At 65.6% G+C, this 22,077-nt stretch carries 14 protein-coding genes; 6 read left to right on the forward strand and 8 right to left on the reverse strand.

Annotation, left to right across the window (positions count from 1 at the left end; genetic code table 11):
- Positions 1-97 precede the first annotated feature (97 nt).
- The 6 genes from P7F60_RS09045 to P7F60_RS09070 all read right to left on the reverse strand — a co-directional run bounded on the left by P7F60_RS09045 (position 98) and on the right by P7F60_RS09070 (position 5,689).
- A complete protein-coding gene (locus P7F60_RS09045) occupies positions 98-1,042 on the reverse strand; it encodes a LysR family transcriptional regulator (RefSeq protein WP_277917405.1) in 945 nt (314 codons plus the stop codon).
- Between the two features lie 46 nt (positions 1,043-1,088).
- A complete protein-coding gene (locus P7F60_RS09050; protein WP_277917406.1) occupies positions 1,089-1,541 on the reverse strand; it encodes a hypothetical protein in 453 nt (150 codons plus the stop codon).
- Between the two features lie 132 nt (positions 1,542-1,673).
- Entirely contained in the window at positions 1,674-2,351 is a 678-nt protein-coding gene (locus P7F60_RS09055; RefSeq protein WP_277917407.1) for a DUF1028 domain-containing protein, read from the reverse strand.
- Between the two features lie 11 nt (positions 2,352-2,362).
- A complete protein-coding gene (locus P7F60_RS09060; protein WP_277917408.1) occupies positions 2,363-2,782 on the reverse strand; it encodes a RidA family protein in 420 nt (139 codons plus the stop codon).
- 85 nt (positions 2,783-2,867) lie between these two features.
- A complete protein-coding gene (locus P7F60_RS09065; RefSeq protein WP_277917409.1) occupies positions 2,868-4,388 on the reverse strand; it encodes a 4-hydroxyphenylacetate 3-hydroxylase family protein in 1,521 nt (506 codons plus the stop codon).
- A 167-nt stretch (positions 4,389-4,555) separates the two neighbouring features.
- A complete protein-coding gene (locus P7F60_RS09070; protein WP_277917410.1) occupies positions 4,556-5,689 on the reverse strand; it encodes a branched-chain amino acid ABC transporter substrate-binding protein in 1,134 nt (377 codons plus the stop codon).
- 266 nt (positions 5,690-5,955) lie between these two features.
- On the opposite strand from P7F60_RS09070, the gene P7F60_RS09075 reads away from it, so the two are divergent.
- The 5 genes from P7F60_RS09075 (at position 5,956) to P7F60_RS09095 (ending at position 11,061) form a co-directional block, all read left to right on the forward strand.
- Entirely contained in the window at positions 5,956-6,873 is a 918-nt protein-coding gene (locus P7F60_RS09075) for a branched-chain amino acid ABC transporter permease (RefSeq protein WP_277917411.1), read from the forward strand.
- A 3-nt stretch (positions 6,874-6,876) separates the two neighbouring features.
- On the forward strand, positions 6,877-8,067 hold the full coding sequence (locus P7F60_RS09080; RefSeq protein ID WP_277917412.1) for a branched-chain amino acid ABC transporter permease: 1,191 nt from the start codon (positions 6,877-6,879) through the stop codon (positions 8,065-8,067).
- On the forward strand, positions 8,064-8,855 hold the full coding sequence (locus P7F60_RS09085) for an ABC transporter ATP-binding protein (protein WP_277917413.1): 792 nt from the start codon (positions 8,064-8,066) through the stop codon (positions 8,853-8,855). Before P7F60_RS09080 ends, P7F60_RS09085 begins: the two co-directional genes overlap by 4 nt.
- Positions 8,848-9,549 carry an ABC transporter ATP-binding protein gene (locus P7F60_RS09090; protein WP_277917414.1) on the forward strand — a complete coding sequence of 234 codons (702 nt, stop codon included), beginning with the start codon at positions 8,848-8,850 and terminating at the stop codon, positions 9,547-9,549. Before P7F60_RS09085 ends, P7F60_RS09090 begins: the two co-directional genes overlap by 8 nt.
- Positions 9,550-9,669: 120 nt before the next feature.
- The gene (locus P7F60_RS09095; RefSeq protein WP_277917692.1) at positions 9,670-11,061 is read left to right on the forward strand and encodes an aspartate ammonia-lyase; all 1,392 of its coding nucleotides are present in this window, start codon (positions 9,670-9,672) and stop codon (positions 11,059-11,061) included.
- 577 nt (positions 11,062-11,638) lie between these two features.
- Here P7F60_RS09095 and P7F60_RS09100 read toward each other — a convergent pair.
- Both P7F60_RS09100 and P7F60_RS09105 read right to left on the reverse strand, forming a co-directional pair.
- A complete protein-coding gene (locus tag P7F60_RS09100; RefSeq protein ID WP_277917415.1) occupies positions 11,639-13,684 on the reverse strand; it encodes a S8 family serine peptidase in 2,046 nt (681 codons plus the stop codon).
- Positions 13,674-14,576: a trypsin-like peptidase domain-containing protein gene (locus P7F60_RS09105; protein WP_277917416.1), complete on the reverse strand. Its 903-nt coding sequence runs from the start codon at positions 14,574-14,576 to the stop codon at positions 13,674-13,676. The genes P7F60_RS09100 and P7F60_RS09105 overlap by 11 nt, the downstream gene beginning before the upstream one ends.
- A 270-nt stretch (positions 14,577-14,846) precedes the next feature.
- Here P7F60_RS09105 and P7F60_RS09110 point away from each other — a divergent pair, with 270 nt between their 5' ends.
- Positions 14,847-22,076: a hypothetical protein gene (locus P7F60_RS09110; RefSeq protein ID WP_277917417.1), complete on the forward strand. Its 7,230-nt coding sequence runs from the start codon at positions 14,847-14,849 to the stop codon at positions 22,074-22,076.
- Position 22,077 lies beyond the last annotated feature (1 nt).

A 22,077-nucleotide genomic window follows, 5' to 3' on the forward strand; every position in this document is an offset into this window, starting at 1 on the left:
AGGCGGAAGCACGCGTGCATTGTTCCAAGACGGCGGGCATTGGAAAAGAATGCTTTTCTGGCGTTCTGCCTCAGGAAAAACTCGGAAAGGCGACTTGTCAGCCCGCGCAGGACGATTGCGGAATCGGAACCATGCCGGGCAGGCTGCCTTCGCGGATCAACTCGCGGCAGAGGTCCTCCAGAGCTTCCGCCACCCGGGAGCGCTTCAATTCCTTGAGGCTGGCGAGGCCGAGTTTCATCGGCGGATAGTCCTCCTGCAATTCGACATAGGCGAGCGGATAGCCGTTCTCGGCGCTCATGTTGCGCGGCCGCACCGTCATCATCGAAAAGCCGATGCCGGCGCCGACATAGGAGCGGATGGCGGCGGGAAGGCTGGTCTCGGCAACTACCCTCGGCGCGATCCCGGCCCGTTCGAACAGCGACAGGAAATATTGCCGGGTGAGCGGCAGGTCGAGCAGGATGAACGGCTCCTGCTCCAGGTCGCTCAGCTTCAGCCTCGGCCGCGTCGCCAGCGGATGGTCGGCAGCCAGCAGGATATAGGTCGGCAATTCGGCGAGCGGCACGAAATTCATGTCGGACGTCAGGCTCAGTTCATAGGTGAGCGCCACATCGATGCGGGCGTTGCGCAGGCCTTCCAGCAGCTCCGCCTCGCTGCCCTCGGTCACATGCAATTGCACCTCGGGATGGCGCGTGACGAAACTCTTCCACAATTCGGGAACGATCAGCGGCGTGAAGGTACGGAACGAGCCGAGATTGATCGGCCCGGCCACCACGCCCATGGCGGAGTTCACCACGTCGTAGAGTCCCTGCGTGGTGCGCAAGGCCTCCTTGGCGGCGACCAGCAGCCGCTGGCCGGCGGGCGTCAGCGACAGGCCCTGCGCATGATGGCGCACGAAGAGCTGGGCGCCGAACTCGACCTCGAGATGCAGGATCGCCGCCGAGATCGACGGCTGGGAAATGTTCACCTGCTCGGCGGCGCGGGTGACGCTTCCGGTCTCGGCGGCGGCGATGAAATAGGTCAGTTGACGAAGGGTGAAGCGCATGCGGTCTTCCTGTTCGGGCCGCGATCCGGCCACAAGGCCGAGAGCGTTATGATGCGTGCGCGGCGGCGCTCTCCATGGTCAGCGCGGCATATTCCGCCGCATTGGGGCAGAAATCCACATCTTTCGCGCAGGGCTTCGAGGCAGCGTAGAGCGCGCGGGCGCATTTCCTCTCATGCGGGCAATGGTCGCAGGTGCGCGCCATCTCGAACAACTGGTAGCGTCCTGCCGACTTCAGAGCGCCGTCGGCGCCGTGGATCTCGGCCATCCGCGCCAGCCGCTCCAGCACGTCCGCCCGCTGATGCGCCGCCTCCGCGACGTCGGCCGCCGTCGCGCCAAAATCCGCAGCACCTGCCTGTGTCAGCGCCGACAGGTTCCAGCGGTTCGCCAGCTTCGTCCTGAGAGTGCGGGCCATTCGATCCATTCCGAACATCGTCTTCTCCAACCGTGCGTGATCGTTCATCAGAGATGACCACGTCCCGCCCGAAAAGAAAAACAGCATCTTCGGAAGCCCGGCTTCAGGATTTCCGATGCGCCCTCGCGGCCCTGCGGCGAGGGCCTCCGCCAGCCGGTCCAAAAGAACGGGGCGTGCCCGGCACGCCCCGTTCTTGTCCGGGAGGACCGTTGCCGAGGACTAAAGGTCGCCCGGCACGCCGTAGCTCGGCGCCTCCGACGGGTTGAGGGCGCGGGAGACATAGGCTTCCATCTCGCCCTTCCAGCGCACCCACAGCGCCGCCAGTTCGCCGATCGGATCCTCGTCGGCCCAGTCGACACGCAGGTCGGCAATCGGCCAGGCCTGGTCGCGCACGAGGATCATGCCGACCGAATGGACCGGTCCTTCCTCGCCGCCTGCCGCTTCCGCCGCGCGCATGGCGGCCAGCAGCCGGTCTCCGAGGCTCTGCCCGGCAGCGGCGTTAAAGGCCGCCACCATGGCTTCGGGGACGCCGGGATCGGACAGAAGGTTGCCGGCGGCAACCACGCCCGGCCCGGTGGCGACGCGGTGGGTGCCGAGCGTCCTCGCCCCCGAGAAGGAGGCAGTGCGGCCCTCGGCATCGACCAGCGCCAGCTGGCGATAATCCAGATGCGGCGCATCGCGCTTCAGCGCTTCGAGCGCATCGGGCGCCGACAGGCCGCTCGCCATCAGGTCGAGCCCCTTGGGGCCAAGGCGCGGATCGGTGATGTTCTGCGTCGCCACCGCGCCGACGCCGGCCCGCGCATGGGCGCAGCGCGCCGCCACGCAGGGCGAGGACGACGACACGGCGACGCCGAACATGCCGGTCTCAGGGCAATGCGCGGAAATCGAGAAGGTCATCGCGGCCTCCTTCAGGCCGCGTCGGGAATGACGGCGGTCACTTCGATCTCGACCACCCATTCCGGCCGCGCCAGCGCCGGCACGACGAGGCCGGTCGAGCAGGGATGCACGCCCTTCATCCACTTGCCCATCTCCTGGTAGACGGCCTCGCGATAGCGGATATCGGTGAGATAGACGACGATGCGGCAGATATGGCCCATCTCGCTGCCGGCTTCTTCCAGCAGCATCTTGATGTTTTCCATCGTCTTGGCGGTCTGCTTGCCGGCGTCGCCGACATGCAGGCTTTCGCGGGTGTCGAGATCCTGGGCGACCTGGCCGCGCAGGAAGACCATGGTGCCGCGCGCGACGACGCCCTGGCTGAGGTCGTTGTCGAGCTTCTGCTCGGGATAGGTCTGCTTGGTGTTGAAGGGGCGGATGCGTTTATGGATCATGTCTCGTTTCCACTGCTTGACCCGGCCGACCCGGCCGGTGGGATATCCGGAAGCGGGGCAGCCCGCCACGGGCTGCCCCGGTCGATCATTCGGCGGCGGCGCGCTTGGCGTCGGCGGAGAACCAGCTCGATATGGCCGCATCGCCGGGCGTCAGGGTGCGCCCGCCCATCACCCGGTCCGAGAGACCGGCAGCATTCTTGACGAAGGCGAGCGGACCGTCCCAATCGAAGTTGCGGTAGACGGCGGCCAGATGCGCGAAGGGCGGCGACTGGGCGAAAAGCTGGAAAGTCAGCCGGTGGCCGGCATAGTCCGAATTCAGGAGGTCGCGAGCGAAGGCGAGCAGCTTGCGGCGGTCCTCGGCGACCCATTCGTCGTTGATCGTGTAATACTTGTCGAGCCACGGCTTGGTTTCCGGGTTCTCGAAGGACGCCGCATCCGGGGTCACGCAGATCTGGCCGCCGCAGAGTTCGCGGGCGATATGCATCATCTCGTGAAGCTGCGAGCAGGCCAGCACGCGGCCGGTATAGAGCAGCGACTGGTTCGGCATCATCAGGCCGGCCGGCGATTTTTCGCCGAGCGCGATGGCGCCCGTCAGATGCGCATTGATGCCCTCGCGATAGACGGCGAGCTGGGCGAGCTTTTCCTGAACGGCTTGCTGCTTGTCGAGGCCGGTCTGGCGGGCGTTGAACAGCGCGGCGCCGATCATCATGTCCGCGACCTTGAGATTGCGCTGCACGAAGGCGAAGGCCGAATAACGGTGCAGCGTCGCGCGAATGAAGGTCGCCGCCTTGGTGTGGCGGTAGAACAGCACGTTTTCCCAGGGGATCAGCACGTCGTCGAAGATGACGATGGTATCGACCTCGTCGAAGCCGTTGGCCAGCGGATAATCCTTCTGCGGCGCGCGGCCGGCAAAGCCGGTGCGGCAGATGAACTTCAGGTTCGGCGAGCCGAGGTCGCAGATGAAGCCGACCGCGTAGTCGCTGAGCGCATTGTTGCCCCAGTTGGCGATGGTCGGTTTGGTGAAGGCCTGATTGGCATAGGCGGCTGCCGTCTCGTATTTCGCGCCGCGCACGACGATGCCGGCATCGGTTTCCTTGACGACATGCAGCAGCATGTCCGGATCCTGATCCTGCGGCGCCTTGGAGCGGTCACCCTTCGGATCGGTATTGGCGGACACATGGAAGGGATCTTCGCGCAGTACCCGATGGATATGCGTTTCGATATTCCGGGAAAATTGCGGATCGACTTCGTTGAGCACGTCCTGCCCGTCGAACAGCGACCACATCTCGCCGACGGTCTCGTCGCCGACGCGGGTAACGACACCGCCGATCTCGTTCAGCAGATGGTCGGTGGCGCGGCGCTTGGCCCACCAGTCGTTCTGGGTATGCGGCAGGGCGCTGCCGAGCGCGTTGCGCTCGCCGTTTTCGACGACGGTCATGATGTCGCGATGGGCTTCCTCATGCTGCATGTCGAAGATGCGGGCGCGGATATCCACGATCGGCTTGAATTGCGGATGGGTCGTGACATCGCTGACGCGCTCTCCGTTTACCCATATGCGCCGGCCGTCGCGGATCGAGTCCTTGTATTGCTGACCTGTCCTGATCATCGGGGATCCTTTTGGTTTTTCTGGAAAATCGGGCTTCGCCGCCAAGCGGCTCGGGCGCCCCGGTCCGTGGTAACAAGCCGCCGCACGGATCGAAAATATGGGTTTCCGTGGCTGTGCAGCAGTTTTTCCGATGCCGGATCGTGTCTCCGGCACCGGAGGGTCTGCGCTTATTCGGGGCGGGTTTCCCAGGCGCCGTTGCGCACTTCCTTGATCTCGATGGCGACCGGGATCTGGGTCTGGCCGTTGGCGTCGAAGGTCGTCTCGCCGAGCACGCCGTCATACTTGATGGCGCGGATGGCCTTGGCCAGCGCCGCCTTGTCCTCGATCCCGGCTTCCTTGATGGCGGCCAGCAGGATGTTGGTCGCGTCGAAGGCGTATTTCGTATAGGGGCTGGTTTCCTCGGCGAAGCCGCGCGCCTTGTAGTCGGCGTTCATCTTCTCCAGCTTCGGATTGGACTGCGCCGCCGGATAGCTGACCATGGTGCCTTCGGCCGCCGGGCCTGCGAGCTTGACGAATTCCGGGTCGTAGAAGCCGGAAATGCCGATCATCGGCACCTTCAGCCCGATCTCGACCATCTGCTTGCGCAAAATGCCGGCTTCCGCGATGACGCCGCCGAAATAGATCGCATCCGGCGCCGCCTCGCGCAGCTTGGTGAGCGTGGTGCGGAAATCGACGGTGCCGACCGGGAACAGATCCTTGCCGATGATCGAGCCGCCCGCCTCGGTGAAGAAGGTCTCGAAGGCCTCGGTGTTGGCGGTGCCGTAGTCGCTGGTATCGGCGATGATCGCGATCTTCTTGGCGCCGAGCTTCTTGGCGGCCCATTCGGCCAGCGGCTTGTTCTCGGTCACCAGCGTCGGGGTGACGCGGGTGATTTCCGGCAGGTTCTGCTCGGTGATCTTCGGGCTGATCGCGCCCCAGACGATCATCGGCACCTGGAAGCGATTGAAGATCGGCATGGTGGCGAGCGCCACCGGGCTGTTCCAGTGACCGGTCGCGGCGATGACTTCCGGATCGTTGACGAGCTTGAGCGCCGCCGACACGCCGGTCTGCGGGTCGGAGGCGTCGTCGAGCGCCACCGGCTCCACCTCGTAAGGATAGCCCGCGGCATTGGCCTGCTCGATGGCCAGCAGGAAGCCGTTGCGGGCGCCGAGGCCCTGTTGGGCATTGCCGCCGCTGACGGGGCCGATGAAGCCGAGCTTGATGTGAGGCTTGTCCTGGGCCGCCACCGGCATCGCGAACATGGCTGCGGACAGCATGAGGCCGGTCATGAGCGCGCGGCGACGCATCGTCAGTGTCTTCATTCGTTCACCCTCTTGATCTTGTTTCGGCCGGATGACCCCATGGCGTCTCCCGGGGTCGTGCCTGTCTCGGCCACGCCGGAAAGCTGCGGGATGAGGGCCTCATCAGAAAGTCGTAATTTCTGATGGCCTGGATCAGAAAACCGTTGCCAATGGCGGCGAGCTTTCCCTTGCGTCGACGAGGATGACACCAATAATCCCCCGGCACAGCGCTCAGGTCACGAGGGGAACTCGAAAGGCCGCTGTCCAATAATGAAGGGAGAACCTCAATGGACGCTCTGGTTGCGCAGCATTTGCTCAACTGGCTGGTGCTCGCCAGCATCTACACCCTACTCGCACTCGGCTTCAGCCTGCTTTTCGGCGTTCTGGACGTCATCCATTTCTCCCATGGCGACGTCGCCATGGTGGCGCCGTTCGTGGCGCTGCTGGTCGTGCAGACCGTGGCGGGCCTTGCCGCGCCGATGGGCGCGCCGGCCGCACTGGTGCTGGCGATCCTCGTCTCGATGGTGGCGATAGGCCTTCTCGGCGTGCTGCTGGACTGGCTGGTGATCCGGCGTTTCCGCAATGCGCCGGCGATGATGGCGCTGGTCGCGACGGTGGCGCTCGGCACCGTCATCCGCGAGATGATCCGCACCTTCTACCCGCAAGGCTCGAACCCGAAACCCTTCCCATCCATCGCCTCGGGCTCGTTTGCGATCGGGGATTTCGTCATTCCCACCTTCAGCCTGATCGTGATCGGCGTCAGCATCGCCATGGTCGTGGCGCTGTTTGCGCTTCTCACCTATACGCCGGTCGGCATGCGCATCCGCGCCGTCGCCGAGGACCGCAACATCGCCAGGCTGATGGCTATCCGGCCGAGCCGGATCTTCGCCATCACCTTCTTCATCGCCTCGGCGGTCGGGGCCATCGGCGCGGTGTTCTTCGTCAGCCATGCCGGCGTGGTGCGGTTCGATTTCGGCGTCCAGCTCGGCCTGATCGGCTTTTCCGCCGCCGTGATCGGCGGGCTCGGCTCGATGCAGGGCGCCATTCTCGGCAGCCTGCTGATCGCCGGCGTCGACGTGCTCGTGCAGATCGGCGTGCCGGACGGGGCCTCCTACCGGCTCGTCTTCATGTTCGTGCTGACCATCCTGGTCCTGGTGCTCAAGCCCTCCGGCCTCTTGGGCAAACCCGTCTTCGAGAAAGTCTGATCCATGTCGCACACCGGAATTGAAACCGACGTCCCGGCGGTCCGCCAGGGCGGGGCAACCAATGCCGCAATCGTCGCAGCGGTCGAAATCGGCGGCGCCGCATTGCTGGGGGCTTTCCTGCTCTCCGACAAGACGGCGATCATCGTGGCGCTGCTGGCGGGGATGGGCGCCATCTTCGCCGTGCTGCAGCTTCGCCCGCGGGTCGAGGAGCGCATCGTTGCCGCCTTCCGCGACCAGCGCCGCCTTTCCATGGCGCTCGGCGCGGTCATCGTGCTCACCTATCCCTTCTTCATGAACGGCAGCAGCTATGTGCTGCACCTGCTGATCGTGGCGCAGCTCTATGCGGTGCTGGCGCTGGCGCTGAACTTCCAGCTCGGCAGCGCCAATATTCCCAATTTCGCCACCGGCGCCTCCTACGGGATCGGGGCCTATACCTCGGCGCTGCTGGCGATCAATTTCGGCATCTCCTTCTGGTGGACGCTGCCGGCCTCGGCCGTGGTCGCGACCGTCTTCGGCTTCCTGCTCGGCTTTCCCTCGATGCGCACCAAGGACAGCTACCTGGCGCTCGTCACCATCGCATTCGCCATCGTCGTGCATCAGCTCTTGAACAATTTCGCCTGGACGGGCGGCGCCAACGGCCTGGTCGGCATCCCCGCGCCGACGCTGTTCGGCCACTCCTTTGCCCAGCCGATCGTCATTTTCGGCTGGCGCCTGCCGAGCCAGGCCAATTTCTACTATCTGGCGGCGGCGCTGGTCTGCCTGTCGATCGTCGCGGCAAAGCGCCTGCATGAAAGCCGTGTCGGCCTAGCCTGGAATGCGCTGCGCGCCGATCCGCTGGCCGCACGCTGCCAGGGCATCGACATCGTGCGCTACAAGATGCTCGCCTTCGGCGTGGATGCCTTCCTGGCCGCCTTCGCCGGCACGATCTACGCCTTCTACGTCAGCTACATCTCGCCCGACAACTTCACCTTCCTCGTCTCGGTGACGATCATGACGATGGTGATCGTCGGCGGCATGGACAATACGCTGGGCGTCATCATCGGCGCCTTCCTGCTGACCATGCTGCCGGAAAAGCTGCGCATCTTCTCCGATTACCGGCTGCTCTTCGTCGGCGTCATCGTCATCCTCTTCCTCATCCTGCGCCCGCAGGGGCTCTTCCCGCAGCGCGCCCGCAACTACGGAGCCCACCAATGACGAACCCGCTCCTCGACGTTCGCGGCCTGTCGATCCGCTTCGGCGGCCTCGTCGCGGTGGCGGAGGTCGACCTCAAGCTCGCCGCCTCCGAAATCGTCTGCATCATCGGCCCGAACGGCGCCGGCAAATCCACCCTGCTCAACCTGATCTCCGGCATCTACCGCCCGACGGCCGGAAGCGTGGCGCTGGAGGGACGCGACATCACCGGCTGGTCCGTCCACCGCATCGCAGCGGCGGGGATTGCCCGCACCTTCCAGTCGAGCCGGCTGTTCAACGACCTGACGCTGCTCGACAACGTGCTGATCGGCATGCATACCCGCACCAGCGCCGGCGTGCTGCAGGCCCTGCTGCAACCGGCCAAGGCGCGGGCGGAGCTGGAAGCCGCCGCCGAGCGGGCCGGCGAACTGATCCGCTCGGTCTCGCCGCATCTCTATCCGCGCCGCCATACGCTGGCCGGCGCCCTGCCGCAAGCCGACCGCCGGCGGCTGGAAATCGCCCGCGCGCTCGCCTCCGAGCCCAAGGTCATCATGCTGGACGAGCCCTCCTCCGGCATGGACGACCGCGATACCGACGCGCTCATCGCCGATGTGCGCCGGGTGATGGGCGAGCGGCCGGGCCTGTCGTTCCTGATCATCGAGCACGACATGCGGCTGGTCGCCACCCTGCCGGACCGCGTGGCCGTGATCGACTACGGGCGAAAAATCGCCGACGGCGATTTCAGCGAGGTGCGGCTGATGCCGCGCGTACAGGAAGCCTATCTTGGACAAAAGGCGGCCCAACATGCTTGAGATGAATTCCGTAAGCACCAGCTACGGCCCGGTGCCGATGCTGCGCGACGTTTCGCTTCGCGTCGGCCCCGGCGAGATGGTCTGCCTGCTCGGCCCCAACGGCGCCGGCAAGAGCACCACCTTCAACGCCATCTGCGGCCTGTTGCGCAGCGACAAGGGCAGCATCCGCATTGCCGGCAAGGACGTCAAGGAAAGCGGCACCGAGCGTCTCGCCAGCCTCGGCGCCGGCTTCGTACCCGAGGGACGGCGGCTCTTCCCGACGCTGACGGTGCGCGAAAACCTGCGGCTCGCCTTCGACGCCGCCCGCAATCCGGCGCTGGATTTCAAGGCGCAGATCGAGCGCATGGCCGATCTCTTCCCCCGCATCCGCGAGCGGCTGGGGCAGAAGGCCGGCACCATGTCCGGCGGCGAGCAGGCCATGGTGGCGCTCGCCCGGGCGCTGATCGGCGATCCCACGCTGGTGGTGATGGACGAGCCCTCGCTCGGGCTCTCGCCAAAGCTGATCGACGAATATTTCCAGATCGTCGCCCGCATCCGCGACGAGGGCAAGGCCGTGCTGCTCATCGAACAGAATGCGGAAACGGCGCTGTCGATCGCCGAGCGCGGCTACCTGCTGATCCGCGGCCAGATCGTCCTCTCCGGCCAGAGCGCCGACCTGCTCAAGGACGATACCATCCGCCACCTCTATCTCTGACCATCCCGCACAAAGCACAGCATAAGGCCAGACGCCCCGGCATCCCGCCGGGGCGCGGCGGACGCCATTCCAGCACGGGAGCTTCCCTTGTCAGCACCGACCCAGCCAGACCGCATCGAAATGGACTCCCTCGGTCCCGTCACCCTGCCGGCAGACGCTTATTACGGCGCCCAGACGGCGCGCGGCATCGCCAATTTCCCGATCTCGGGCATCCGCATTAGCCAGTTCCCGCATTTTTTGCGCGCGCTCGCCTTGGTGAAGATGGCCGCCGCCCGCGCCAATGTCCGGCTCGGCGCGCTCGAAGCGGGCAAGGGCGAGGTGATCTGCCAGGTCTGCGAGGAGATCGCCGCCGGCCGCCATCACGACGCCTTTCCGCTCGATGTCTTCCAGGGCGGGGCCGGCACCTCGACCAACATGAACATCAACGAGGTCATCGCCAATCGCGGCCTGGAGATCATGGGCCGGGCGCGCGGCGACTATGCCGCGCTGCATCCCAACAACGACGTCAACCTGTCCCAATCCACCAACGACGTCTACCCGACCGCCATCCGCCTCGCCATCCTGTTCTCGCAGGAGCAGCTCGGCAGCGCGCTGGAGCGGCTTGCGGCTGAATTCGAGGCGAAGTCGGACGATTTCGCCGATATCCTCAAGCTCGGCCGCACGCAGTTGCAGGATGCGGTGCCGATGACGCTGGGGCAGGAATTCGGCGCCTTCGCCATTACCCTGCGTGAGGACGTGGCGCGGCTGAAGGAGATCGTCGCGCTCTTCCACGAGGTCAATCTCGGCGGAACCGCCATCGGAACCGGCATCAACACCAGCGCCGACTATCAGGCGGCGGCCATAGACGAACTTCGCCAGGTCACCGGCCTGCCGGTCATGGCCGCCGGCAATCTGATCGAGGCCTGCTGGGATACCGGCGCCTTCGTCCTCTTCTCCGGCATGCTGAAGCGAACCGCCACGAAACTCTCCAAGATCTGCAACGATCTGCGGCTGCTGTCCAGCGGCCCGCGCGGCGGCCTCAACGAGATCAACCTGCCGGCGTTGCAGCCGGGCTCCTCGATCATGCCCGGCAAGGTCAATCCGGTGGTGCCGGAGGTCGTCAATCAGGTGGCCTATCAGGTGATCGGCTACGACCTGACGATCACGCTCGCCTCGGAGGCCGGGCAATTGCAGCTCAACGTCATGGAACCGGTCATCGTCTACAACACGCTGCATTCGCTGGCCTTGCTCACCAATGCGGTCGAGACGCTACGCCTGCGCTGCGTCGCCGGCATCACCGCCAATCCCGACATATGCCGCCGGCACCTTGAGGCCAGCACGGCGGTCGCGACCGCGCTGACGCCGGCCATCGGCTACGAGCGCGCGGCCGAACTGGCGAAGCGGGTGCTCACCACCGGCAAGACGATCCGGGAGGTTCTGGCGGAACAGGACGACCTCTCGGAAGAGCTGATCGCCCAGACCGTGGACCTGCATGTGCTGGTGCGCCCGACCCCGACCCGGCTGGCTTCCTGACCTCGGGTCCCTTCCCTCTCGGCGTGGCGCGCCGAAGCTACCCGCTTCCGCGCCACGTCGATCACCGGACCGGGAATTCGCGTGACAACAGAACCGCGAAGGACTTCCTGGAATTCATCCCGCACCAACCATCATCCGAACCGGCGGTCCCCCGATGTTGGCAATCCGCAAATGCGACCAACCGCTTCTGGACGCCGCCACCGCCATCCGTCACGACGACCGGCAAACCATCCACGAAGCGATGCAGCAATCCAAGGTGTTGACGCGCGAAAGCGACCTCTGGTTGCTCGCCGGATATGTCTGGTGCAGGGGGAACCGGTTATTGCGATATCGGGCGTATCGCCGCCAGATGTCCACAGGACGTTTCTCACATGCCAAGGCCGGATTTCCTGCCTTGTCACGCTTTTTCGTTTGGCGAAGCGCGAGGCAGGCCATTCGGGCCGGGCGACAGCCGCTTCTAAAGCGCCGGCCTCCGGGTCGTTCTCGTGGTTGGGGAGCTGCTCAAGCAATCCGGCTGCAGTTTGTCATCGCAGGAAGCCTGCGTCATCAAGACCGCGAAAAGCGCAGGCCTCGAAACTCATGGCGAGAGGGATTTGAAGACGACATCGCGAACTTCGGAGAGGGGGATCTCGTTTCCGTCAATCGTCAGCTTGCGGTCGGCCGTATCGCGCTGGGTGCATCTTTGCGCGCCCAGCACACCGTCGGAGTCGCTAAAATAATCCACCTTGAGGCCGGATGATGTCTGGATGTTCGGCACGACCTTGAGGATTTCGTATTCGCCGGAGAAATCGACGGCATTGTCCTCGCCGCACAGCGCAAAGAGGGCGTCACGATCCGTTATCCTGCCGAAATGCAATGTCTTGTCCGCCGTCTCGATCACGTCCCGGCGAAGGCTCACGGCCTTGACGGCATTCAGGCGGCCGTTGTTCCAGGATGCTCCCTCCAGTTGCGGGTCGATGTCGGCGGCGGCCAGGATGCGCATCTTGATATCCCTGGGAGTTTCCAGACCGAGCGCATGCACGAGGCCCGCCGTGAAGGAGACCAGCGCGGTCGCCGGCGAAGAGCCGGAATCGGCAACGACGGCGCCGTCGCCGTCCCGTGTGGCGATGCCGCAGCCGGGTGCCGCAAGGTCCACATATTCGCGGGCATAGTGCGAGAACGGCGCTCTCCTGCCGGAAAGGCCGTGGGCGGCGACCGTAATCATGTTCTGCGCGCTGAAGCCGCCGTAGCGGGCGGGATATTGCCGGACGGAGACGAGGTTCTGTCCCGGGCCGCCGCCCTGCCTGTTGCCGGCGGCGACGACGAACAGCATCTCCGTCTTGTCGGCAAAAGAGCGCTTCACGCCGGCATGGTCCTGCTTGCCGGCCAGGCTGATATTGACGATGGCCACCTTGTCGCGCTGCAACTGTTCGATCGCCGTCGGCAGGTTGAGCGGCGCGACCATGCCGCCGCTCAATTGCGAGGAGGCGAAATTGACGATGCGCAGCCTGATCGGCGGACGCGCGCCGCCCCAGCGGGAGACGATGTCCGGTCCGCCGAGCAGCAACGAGGCCATGCGCGTGCCGTGGAACTGCCAGGCCGCCCGTTCGGGGCCGAAGGGCCGGATATCGCCGCCCAGGGGAAAGCCGTTGAGATTGACGCCGAAGATATCGTCAATCGCTCCGTTCTTCGGCGGGTCGTCCTTGCCGTCTTCGCCATTCATCTCCTCCGGCCGGACGAGGAGCACGTCAAGGGTGAAGAAATCGTCCTCCGGTTCCGACAGGCCCGTGTCGATGATGCCGATATTCGTCGTCTCGACCGTGCCGCCCGAAAGCACGCGCAGGCGCGCTTCCGCGTCGAACACGGCCTTGAGAGCGGCCATGTCGATCGGCTCGGGCATGTTCTCCGCTTCCGAACATGGCGTTTGGCCGTCGGCCGAGGCGATCTGCACCGATTCAACCAGCAGGTAGTCGCCCTCGTTGCGCAGCCTTGTCTCTGGTGTCGTCACCTGCTCCGCGATGGCCGCGACCTGCGGCGTCGAGTTTTCCTGCACGATCTGCCGGAAATCCGTGCCCGCCGTGCGCGGAACGAAGATCTGCGGTTCGGCTGCATAGGGCAGCGTGATCTTCTGGCCGACGGTGAGCTTGCGGAAGAACGCCTCGGGGTTGCGCGCCCCGCTCTTGCCGCGGTTGAGCTCGAACGTCTTGCGCAGCGTCACATTGCCGTAAACGCCGGTATGCTCGCGCAGCAGGCTCTCGATCGTATCGCCCTCGCGAACCTCCACATCGACATGACGCTCCAGCTTGACGCAGCTCGGAATGGCGACGGTCTCGCCTGGGACGACGGCATCGTCCAGGGCCTGCAGGCGGTTCAGTTTCAGGGCTTCGGCGGCCAGGGTCTCCGCCACCGCCCGCGGCTGCGCGCCGCAGGTGTCCGCAAGCAGGCTTTCCAGGGTCGTGCCGGGTCCGTGCACGGTGACATAGGAGGGTTCGAAGCTCTGGGCGATGAGTTCCTTGAGCTCGGACGACATGCCATCGACGGCGCGGGACGCATAGACGGGCGCCATCTCCTCGCCGGCGGCGCTGCCCGCTCCGGCAATCAGGCAACCGAGGACGGCGGAAAGAGGCAAGGCTCTAGAGGACATTCGACGCTCCTTCGATCGCGATGATCGAGACCGCGCTGTTGGCCGAGGTCTCGCAGCCGCCGCGGATATGGACGCCGAGGATGGCGCCACGCGCATCGCGCACCCCTGCCCCCGACGACGCGCCGAGCGTGTCGATATCGTCGTAGAAGATGAACGGCTCGGTGCTGCGTGCGGCTGTGCCGACGCCGATCTTCTTCGGCTGGCCCTGCGGGTGCTGGATGATGACCAGCGTTTCGCCGGCTGCCGCCGCGCGCGCGGCGAGCGCGGCCGGCCTGACGAAGGCGCCCGGATAGTTGCCATCCGCATCGGGCGCAAGCTCGACAAGAGCGAAATCGATGCCGCGCTCGGTATAGACCCGCTCGACGATGCGCTCGATGGCGAAACTGCGAGCAACCCGCGCGACATGGGTTTGCGGGTTCACCTGATAGCCGAAGTGGACAAGCTGCAACCGGGCGAGTTGCTGGTCGGAGGCATGGACGATACGCTGCTCGCCGTCGCGCTCGCGCAAATAGGGCGTCGTCCAGCCGGATGCACCGCCGCGCTGGGTCTCGAAGCAATGGCCGGCGGTGAGCACCAGCCGGTCGGAGATCAGCGTGCCGGTGCACCAGGGACGTCCGCCGATGGTTCCGGGCGTATAGCCCGGCAGCTCGCGGCGGATCGCCCGTTCCGGCTTCCACTGGAATTGCACGGTGGAGCCCTGGTTCGCCGCCACGTAGTCCTGCGTCACGCCGAGGCTGCCGTCGTAGAGCTCGACGTCCTGGAGGTCGTTTCGCGGGCCACAGACGGTTTTCGGCTCGATGCCCTCGACAAAGGGAAGGCCGTAGGGCGTGGGATCGATATCCTGCGTCTCGCCGGGCCACGCCAGAAAGACGGCAGAGCCAAACAGCGCCAAGGCCGTGATTAACCTGGAATTACCCCGCCGTACCAAACTGAAACCCCCTCCTGGACAACACAGGGCCGACACACGACCCTCTGTTCATGCTTCCTTGAAGTGTAAGTCTCGTAGAGATGTTTCTATCATAGTTTTATAGCCGCATCTATCGTCGACCTGCGGTTGACAATGGCTGATTATTCATCTTCAATACCGGGTATAGGTCGAAAATAGCATAGCAGTACATGCCCTTCTGGAGCTGGAGAACGCTCGTTCTCGAGGAGGCTGCTCATGTCTCGTGCATTCGGTTTCCTTGCTGCAAGCGTGGCCACCGCCCTCATCGCCAGCATGTCGTGCGGTCAGGCAGCCGAAAAAGGCGACGGGGCGGCCGGGGCGGCGGCGGGATGGTGCTCATCCGTCGATGGAAAACGCACCGTCTGCGCGGATGTCGTCGCTCTCGACCAGACGCTGGTCTACAACCGTTTCGGCTCCTTCAACCCGTTCGGCATGATCTTCGCCCTCAGGCGCGACGTGGTGGCCGCGTCGGAAGGCCCGCAGAAATACGACGCGGATGCCTGCGGCCAGACGGACGGGACGGAAACTTACGGCGATCCCGCCTCGCTCGCGCCCGGCGCGGTGCGGCTGAAGGACTGCAAGCGCCCGCGGCCGATGGTGCTGCGCGCCAATGCCGGCGACGTCCTGCGCATCCGCGTCCAGAACCTGCTGCGCGACAGCCAGCCGCGCTATTCGGAAGATTTCTGCCGGTCGGCGAAGGCGCAGCCGGCCACGGGCCGGATGTGGGAGATGCTGGGCGCGGTTCGCTCCTGGGTCTCGGAAGGCTCTTCCGACCGCACCGCGCACAAGGAGGCGGATTGCCTCACGGACACGGCCGGCACGCGCGCCGAGGCGAAGGCTGGGAGGGAGCCGGACACCGATGCGCCGGCGACACGCCTGCTTTCCATGGCGATCCAGGGGCTGACGCTGGTGCCGAGCGGCGTGGAGGCGGACGACCGGGCCTGCCTCGGCCAGCGCGGCATTTCGCCCGGCGCATTTGCGGTCTGCACCTACCGGGTGGATGACGAGGGCACCTATTTCCTTTCCAGCACGGCCGCCCCCGCGGGCGGCGAAGGCGACGGCGGCTCGATCACCTATGGGCTCTTCGGCGCGGTGATCGGCGAGCCGAAGGGCTCGGCCTGGTATCGCAGCCAGATCACCGCCAAGGCGTTTCGTGACCTGTGGGGCGCGAAATCCATGCCCCGGCATGCGGTACGGGAGCTGCGCGACACGTTCGATGGCCTGCCGGACGGCGTCGGAGGCGTGCCGATCCTGGCGATGGCGAAGCGGGTGAACGACGGGCTGCTCGAAATCGTCCATTCCGACCTCAACGCCATCGTCGAACGCGATCCCGCAACGCGCCTCGACGGCCGGCCGCAGAGCTTCCGCGAATTCTCGGTTTTCTTCCATGACGAGCTCAAGACCTTCTACACGCGCAATTTTTCCGAGCTGAGCAAGTTCGGCGAGGGCCAGCTCGCCGGCGTTCGCGACGGCTTTGCCATCAACTACGGCTCCAGCGGCATGGGGGCGGCGCTGCTTGCCAACCGCAAGGGCATCGGCCCGGCCGCCAATTGCGCCGAATGCCTCTATGAGGAATTCTTCCTCACATCGTGGGCCAATGGCGATCCGGCGCTGCTCGAACAGTTCAGTGACGACCCCTCCAACGTCCACCATTCCTACCTGAACGACCCGATCGTTTTCCGCAACTTCCATGCCGGCCCGAAGGAGACGCATGTCTTCCACCTGCACGCCCATCAATGGTTCTCGGGCAACGATGCGAACCGGGGGACCTATCTCGATTCCCAGACGGTCGCGCCGCAGCAGGGCTTCACGTACGATATCTACGGTGGCGGCATGCAGATCTACCGCCGGGGCGCGGCCGGCGAGAGGGGCTGGTACGAGACGCTCGGCTCCGGCAACCGCAACCGCACGGTCGGCGATTCGATCTTCCACTGCCATCTCTATCCGCATTTCGCGCAGGGCATGTGGGAACTCTGGCGCGTTCACGACGCGCTGGAGGATGGCACCCGCAAGCTGCCCGACGGACAATGGGAAGCGGGCCTTTCGCTCGCCGAGATGAGCAAGGATACCCGTGCGCGCAAGCGGCCGGGCTCGGTCAGCGCGAACGGCGCGTGGATCAATCCGACGGCGGGCGCCCCCGGTTATACCGTGGGAACGCCGACGCCGGCGCTCGTTCCCCTGCCCGGCGAAGCCTGGCCGCTGCTGCCGACCTATAGCGGCGAGACGACCGTCGCCGCCGTCACCGAGGGAAGCACGCCTGAAGTCGCCGAGATCCACGCCTTTCCGGGCTACCCCTACTATATCGGCGGCAAGCCCGGCCACCGTCCGGCGCAGGCGCCGCTCGACATCGCCAGGGCCACGGCCGGCGATGGCGTGCCGGAGGGCGAATATCTCGATGGCGGTCTGCCGCGCCACATCATGCTCGACGCAGCCGAACGCAAGCCGGGCGTCGCGGTGCCCGAAGGCTTCCTGGAAGCCTATGCCCCTGACGAGGTAACGGACCGCGCCGGCGCCGAGAACAATGTGGCGCTGCGTAAGCGCGAAGCCCGCCAGACGCAGCTCGTCGCCAAGATGCTGGCGCTCGGCGACCTGACGATGCATATCGAGAAGGCGCCGCTGAAGCTGTTGCCTTATGACGGGACGGCGCTGGAAAAGGCCGCCATGGCCTTCCACCACAACGGCTCCGGTCTCGATCTGCTCCTCGCGGACGGGGCGAAGGCCGAATACGACCTTACGCGCGGCGGTTATGCGCGCGCGGCGGCAAGCGCCGGCCCGCTCTTTGCCGTCAATGGCGGCAAGGCCAAGCCCGGCGCCCCCTTCGCCGATCCCTGCGCCGCGCCCGACAGCTACCGGACGCTGGTGCGCGTTCCGGGCTCGGGAAGCGATCCGGCCAGCTACACGTTCGAGGACCGGCCGCTCTACTTCGCCGCCGGCCCGGTGGATGCGATCCCGGCGGGCGCGACGCCGGTTGCGGCCCGCGACGAGGAGGTCTCCAACTGGGTCAAGTGGCGCCGGTCGGACAGGCGGATCGCCAAGCGGCCGACCCTTTACTATCTCGACGACAACCAGCGCCCGACCGCGCTTGCCAGTGGCGAGATCGTCATGGTGAGCGAAGTCGATCCCTTCACCGGCGAGGCGGGCCTGACGACCGATCCCGGCGTCATCGGCTTCCGCCGCTACAAGGCGTCCGCCGTGCAACTGGACATGGTGACCAACAGGGCCGGCTGGCATGATCCGCAGGCGCGCATCAACGTCTTGACCGAGCGTTCATATGCCTACAAGGGCGAGATCGGCAGCCGGCGCATTTCGCCGTTGATCAGCGCCAGCGAGCAGCCATTCTTCTTCCGGGCGCTGTCCGGCGAATGCATCGAGTTCCGCCACACGAACGAATTGCCGAAGGAACTGGCGCTCGACGATTTCCAGGTCAAGACGCCGACCGACACGATCGGCCAGCACATCCATCTCGTGAAGTTCGACGTGACCTCGTCCGACGGCTCGGGCAACGGCTTCAACTACGAGGACGGCACCTTCGCGCCGGACGAGATCGCAAGCCGCATCTGCGCCGCCAAGAACGCCGGCATGGCGACCTATGCGGAGGGGAATGCGACCGAGCCCCGGCTGCGCGAATTCCCCGGCCTCTGCCGCAACGATGCGGCCGCCGACGAAGACCCCCACTGGGTCGTGGACCGGCAGGAAATCTGGCGGCTTTCCATAAAGGAGGGTAATCAGCGCCGCCTGTTCCAGACGACGACACAACGCTGGTTCGCCGATCCCCTGCTCTCGCCCGTGCGCCGCAAGGGCGACGGCGGCGCGCAGAAGAAGGACGAAGATTTCGTCGACCGCACGCTTCGCACCGTCTTCAGCCACGATCACTTCGGCCCCTCCTCGATCCAGCAGCACGGCTTCTACACGGCGCTGCTGATCGAGCCGCAGGGATCGCAGACCTGCGAGGTCGATGGCAAGGACTGCACCAGGCCCCGCATCGACCGCACGCTGGTCGAGGCCGGGCCGATCGATGTCGGCAGGGACAAGATCATTGTCGATTTCGACGCACTGGACGACGTGTCCACCCGGGAATTCGCCCTGGCGGTCGCCGATTTCGCCACGCTCTACGATCCGAGCGACACGATGGCGAAGGAAACGCTCCTTGCCGCCTTCCCGGACAGGAAGGTCGACAGCACGAAGTCCGAAGCCGCGCTGGAGGAACCGAGGCTGGCAAAAGGCATGGCAACGCTCTATTGCGAGGCGAAATATGCCCGGCTCGGCCAAACCGGCAACATGAACGAATTTTGCGGCTCCGGCCTCATGCGGGACAAGGGCGCGGTCTTCGCCGCGCCGGGCGACGTTTCGCCGGCATGGCTTGCGGCCGCCATGCCGCACGATACGAAAACGCATTCCGCAGACCTCCTGCCCGGGCTGATCACCGCCGACGACGTCGACAGCCTGCGCGACTATCTGATTGCCTATCGCCAGAAGGCGGCGGGCAATGACGGAAATGGCGTGATGGCCCGGCCGGTCGCCGCCGTGAAGCGGCCGGAGAGCATTTCGGTCGATCACCACGACCCCTATCTCCTGAACTATCGCGGCGAGCCTATCCCGCTGCGCATCGGCACCGACGATGCGCAGAAATGCCAGTTCAAGGACGACACGCCCGAACAATGGGTCGGCAAGCTGGAGGCGGGCATTTCGGGCCGCGACTCCTGCAGCATCGCGGTGCAGAAGAAGGGACCGGAGGGCGATCTCGCCAACGTGTTCCTGTCGGCCTACCACAACGATCCCGCCACCCACACGATGAAGACGATGACGGGCGACCGGGTGCTCTTCAGGCTCATCCAGGGCGCGCAGGAGGTCCAGCATACCTTCAATCTGGAAGGCTACACCTGGCCGCGCAACATCGACCAGCGTTTCCCGGCCGCCGCCTGGCCGCGCGACGAGACCGCGCCGCGCGCGACCCTGACCCAGAAATGCGATGACGTTACCTTCCTTGCCGGCGGCAATGCGATGCGGCTCATCGATGCCGGCCATGCGGATGAATATTTCTACTGGCTGCGCAATGGCGCCGCGAGCCTGCCGGAGTCACTCGATTTCTGGGAGGCGGCCGAAGAGGGCATGGCGTCCTGTCTCAACCGCGAAGGCCGCGTCAGCGCCCAGGAAGTGGGGATCTCTGAGCATTTCGAATTCGCCGGCACCTATCGCAACGACGTCAATACGGAACGCTTCGGCGCGGCGGACGCCCTTGCGAACGCCGCCGATCTTCCCTCCGATACGCTCCAGCACTTCGGCTCGCAGGACGCGCTATGGAACGGCGCCTGGAGCCTGCTGCGAACCTATCCCAAAGGCAGCGAGGATCTCGTTGACATCAGGAAAGTGCAGGCGAAGGCCAAGACGCTGAAATTGGCACTCGGTGATTCAGCGAAGAACGCGCTCATCAAGGACAATCCCATCGACGAAGCCACACAGGCGGGCGCCTTCGCCAACACCCAGCCCGCCGCCTGCCGCTACGAGGCGCCGGTGGTCCATGCCGCCGTAGTTGCTATCGAGACGCGGACGGTCTTCGGCCCGGACGCTTCCCTCGGAGACACCGGTGTCGCCTATGGCCCGGGGCTTTACGACCGCAACGGCCTGTTCCTGGCGCAGGTCGATCCGATGGCGGTCGCCAATCGCAAGCCGGCCGATATCGCCTGGCCTGACTATCTTGAAAGCCCCGACGCCTGGCGCGACATCAGGCTGGAAACGGTGGTCGGCGCCGTCAAGGCGGCCTATGCGCATCCCGAACCGCTCGTCCTGCCGGTGAAAGCCGGCGATTGCGTCGTGCTGACGGTCATCAATGCGCTCCGAGACCATACCGGTGCGAAAGGCCTGATCGACGATCTCGGCGACGCGCGGATGCCGGCGATCACCGCCCTTAACACCGAGCCACAATGGGCGACCGGCGACAAGGAGAAGGAACTCGGCCCCTGGCATTTCACGCAGGAAGACGGCGCGAATGTCCGGCCGTCCTCGCGTCTTGCCCTGATGCTGCCGCTGCCGACGCTGAGTTATACCAATGCGATCGCCCGGCCCTTCGGCGCCAATGCGACGGGCGCGCTTGCCGGCCTTCCCGCCGGCGGCACGATTTTGACCATGGACGAGGCCGGCACCGGCATTCGGCGCACTGCGCAGATCGAGCAGATATCATTCTATGCCGGCCGCGCGGCGGCGAAGTCCAACGAGGATCTGACGACTGTCACGCTCGACGAGAACTATGCCGAAGATTTTGTCGCTGCATTGAATGTGGCGCTTGCCGGCGCGTCCGGGGCACGCACCGTCGCGAAACTGAGCGGCATCGACCTTGCCGAGGACGGCGCCTTCGTCTTCGCCGGGCGCCGCTACAAGGTCAGCGTGAGCCTCGGCGACGGCAGCGTGGCCGATCTTGCGAGCCTTGCGTCCGCAAATGCCGCCGCCCGGCCGGCCGTGGATCGGTTGTGGCGGGCCTATGCGCGGCTCGCCCTCAGCGAGAAGATCAATTTCATTCCCTATGCCTATGGCGCGTTGCCCCTGAAAAGCATGGGCGACATCATCGGCCATCCGACCCATGGCCTGATCGGCGCGATCGACGTCCTGCCCGCCGGCGCGGTGGTGACCGGCGAGACCCGCATCGAGATCGGCCATCTCACCTTCGAGCGGGATCTCTGCGACGATACGAGACCGTCCAACCGCGGCCAGGACTGCAAGGTTCTGGTCACCCGGCCGATCGCCGGCCGGACAGGTCGCGTCGATCCGTTCGGCGCGCTGCGCATCGCCACGAAGGACCCGCAAGGCGTGGAGCATGCCATAAGGGCCTTCACGCTGTTCTGGCAGGACGGTCTGAACCTTCGCGACCGTTTCACCACCGACAGTTTCGCCGCGCGCGGCGGGGCGCGCCCGAAGCTCGTCAGCGATTGCCGGATCTGCGACGACACCTACGACTTCGGCGATCAGGGCGTCAGCTACCGCTCCGGGCCCTTCCATATCCGCCTGCGCGATGAGCCAGACAATGCCGGGCTTCCCCAGCCCGAGCGACATGCCGACCTCAATGCCTATCGCTTCCCCGCCGAATTCCTGCGCCTGAAAAAGGCCGAGATCGGCAAGCGGGAGTCGCCGCCGGTCCTGAAGGTGGTGGCGGGCGAGGAGATCGTCGTGCATGTGGTGCATCCGGGCGGGCGTGCCCGCCAGCACGCCTTCGCGACGATCGGCCAGAACTACAACGACCTGTTCCCCGGCTTCGGCTTCCCGCGATCGGCGCTGGTCGCGCCCGGCAAGGCGATCACCGCATCGCTGACCCGAAAGGCTGAAGTCGGCTGCTATCTCTTCCATGACGGGCCGGCCTATCTGCAGGCGGGTGGCCTCTGGGGACTGATCGACGTCGTCGCGAACGAAAAGGACCTCGACAATCCCGCCAAGACCTCCTGCGCCCGCGCACCGTGAG

This window comes from Rhizobium sp. YJ-22, assembly GCF_029601685.1.
GTDB lineage: Bacteria > Pseudomonadota > Alphaproteobacteria > Rhizobiales > Rhizobiaceae > Metarhizobium.